This is a genomic window from uncultured Campylobacter sp. (assembly GCF_937949835.1).
GTDB lineage: Bacteria > Campylobacterota > Campylobacteria > Campylobacterales > Campylobacteraceae > Campylobacter_B.
In genome coordinates this window covers 1-2,692 of sequence record NZ_CALEDC010000076.1, presented here as the reverse complement: position 1 = coordinate 2,692, position 2,692 = coordinate 1, and the positions used below count along the sequence as shown (strand labels likewise).

3 protein-coding genes are annotated in these 2,692 nt (G+C 49.7%); all 3 read right to left on the bottom strand.

Annotated features, from left to right (window positions below; all coding sequences use genetic code 11):
• On the bottom strand, window positions 1-487 hold a 487-nt coding region (locus Q0256_RS01670), incomplete at its 3' end, for a diaminopimelate dehydrogenase (protein WP_297959513.1).
• 60 nt (window positions 488-547) lie between these two features.
• On the bottom strand, window positions 548-694 hold the full coding sequence (locus Q0256_RS01665) for a hypothetical protein (protein WP_297880516.1): 147 nt from the start codon (window positions 692-694) through the stop codon (window positions 548-550).
• 41 nt (window positions 695-735) lie between these two features.
• Window positions 736-2,692 (bottom strand): valine--tRNA ligase (locus Q0256_RS01660; protein WP_297959512.1); only part of this gene is annotated, 1,957 nt, incomplete at its 5' end.

Sequence of the window (2,692 nt, the reverse complement as noted above, 5' to 3'; positions counted from 1 at the left end):
TCCTGCGTATGGCGTCTGAGTGGCCTTGACTCACGCCTTTGCCCCAAAACGTGTAGCTGCTGCCATTTTCAAGCACGCTCTCGCCAAATAGCCTATTTAGCGAAAATAGCCCCGGATCCCAGCCAACAGCGATGACACCTACATTGCCACCTTTTTTAGCAGCAGCATCCACTGCGGCAAAGTGCTCAGGTATTTTTGCATGCGTATCGAAGCTATCAACTACGTTAAAATTTTGTGCAAATTCTGGCGTCTGTGTTGGAAGGTCAGTTGCGCTGCCACCACAAAGCACTAAAACGTCAAATTTGCCCTTGTGCGATAAAATTTCATCCGCGCTAAACACCGGCGCGCCGTATGTTTGCACGCTGTGCGGCTCGCGGCGAGAAAACACCGCCAAAAGCTCTAAATCCTTGCTATTTCGCGCGGCAAGCTCCACGCCGCGACCTAAATTTCCATATCCTAAAACCGCTATTTTTATTTTTTCGCTCATTTTTTATCCTTGATAAATTTTAAAATTTAGCGCGTAAAACGGCGCGCTGCCGATGAAATTTTACCTCAGTAGGAAATAATAAATCACGTATAACCAACTTAAAAATCCGTGGATTATCGCCCACATTATGCTTTTATTGACTCCCCATGATAGTGCGACGGCTATGACCGTGCCTAAAGTAAATCCACCGATACTACCCTTTGACATATTTTTCTCCTTAATTTAAAATTTTGGCTCAAACGAGCGGACTACTCGCCAAACGCCTTTAGCTCGTCGCATACTTTGGCGAATTTTTCCTGCGCGCTTTGCAGCCCTTCGCGGTTGGCTTCGACCACGGCTTGCGGGGCGGAGGCTACGAATTTCTCGTTATTTAGCATGCTTGAAAGCTTTGCTATCTCTTTTTCTAGTTTGGTTTTTTGCGCGTTAAGGCGCGAAATCACGCCGCTAAGATCGACCCCTTCAAGCGGCACGAAAGTTTCTAGCCTCTCGCTTACGTCGCGGGCGGAATTTGCAATATTTTGCTGCGTAAATTCCACTTCATCTACCTTTGCTAGCGTTTTGATGTATTCCGCAGCGGCGCTTAGATCGACTGCGGATTTGACGTAGGCTTTGGCTACGCGCGCATTGCCGAGCTCGATCGTCGCCTTTGCGCGACGAATGCTAACGATCGCTTCAATAAGAAGCGAAAATAGCTCCTCGATCCGCTCGTCGCGCTCGCCAGGATGTGGGTATCGCATCACCATGATGGAGCGCGCGTCTTGCAGCTTCGTGCCGCTTAGCTCCTGATACAGATACTCGCTTAGAAACGGCATAAATGGGCTTAGTAGCTTCATCGCTTCTTTAAAAATCATCCCTAGCTCGCCGATCGCGGCCTTGTCCGCCTTGCTAAGCTCGATGCCCCAGTCGCAAAACTCGTCCCAAAAAAACTTATAAAGCTCGGTCGCAGCGTCGTTGAAGCGGTATTCGTCTAAATTTTCCCGCACCGCGCTCACGCAGCAGTTAAAGCGCGAAAGCATATATTTGCCGAGGCTCGTTTTGATCTGCGCCGCGTCTAAATCGTCAAATTTAGAAGCGTTTAAAAGCAAAAATTTGCTCGCGTTATAAAGCTTATTCGTAAAATTTCGATATATCAAAAGCTTATCGTCGCTAAGGCGCAGATCGCGCCCCTGCACGCACAAAATCGTAAGCGTAAAGCGCAAAATATCGGCGCTAAATTCATCGATTTTTAGCAGCGGATCGACTACGTTTTTGCTCGATTTGCTCATCTTTTTGCCGTCTTTGTCCTTAACCAAGGCATGCAGGTAGATGTCGCGAAACGGCAGCTCGCCCATGGCGTTTTGGCACTGAAACATCATGCGCGCGACCCAGAAAAACAAAATGTCAAAGCCCGTAATCAGCATGGTATTCGGATAAAATTCGCTCAAATCCTCCTCGAACCACTTCTCGTTTTTCAGCGCCTCGCCGTTGCCCCAGCCAAGCGTGCTGATCGGCCAAAGACCGCTTGAAAACCACGTGTCGAGCACGTCGGGATCTTGAGTAAAATTTTTACCGCCGCATTTCGGGCAGGCATCGGGGCTCTCGCGCTCATCCGCCCACTGATGGCCGCAGTCGCAGTAAAACACGGGAATTCTATGCCCCCACCACAGCTGGCGACTGATACACCAGTCCTTCAGCTCGCGCATCCAGGCGTTGAAGCTATTGATCCAGTGCTTCGGGAAAAATTCCGCCTCGCCGGAATTTACTTTGGCAATTGCTTCTTTTGCGATATCTGCGCGCACGAACCACTGCTGTGAGATGTACGGTTCGACGACGTTTTTGCAGCGGTAGCAGTAGCCGACTTGATTTTCGTAATCCTCGATTTTTTCGATAAAGCCCAGCCTCTCAAGCTCCGCTACGATCTGATCGCGCGCGGCAAGTCGCTCTAAGCCCCCGAATTTACCGCACTGCTCGTTTAAAATTCCTTTTTCGTCAAAAACGGTGATAAACTCCAACTCGTGGCGCTTACCGACCTCGTAGTCGTTGGTGTCGTGCGCTGGCGTGACCTTCACGGCACCCGTTCCGAAGCTCATATCGACGTATTCGTCGGCGATGATCTCTATCTCGCGGCCGATTAGCGGCAGCACGACTTTTTTACCGATCAAATTTTTATAGCGTTCGTCCGCGGGATTTACCATCACCGCAGTGTCGCCGAAATAGGTCTCTGGG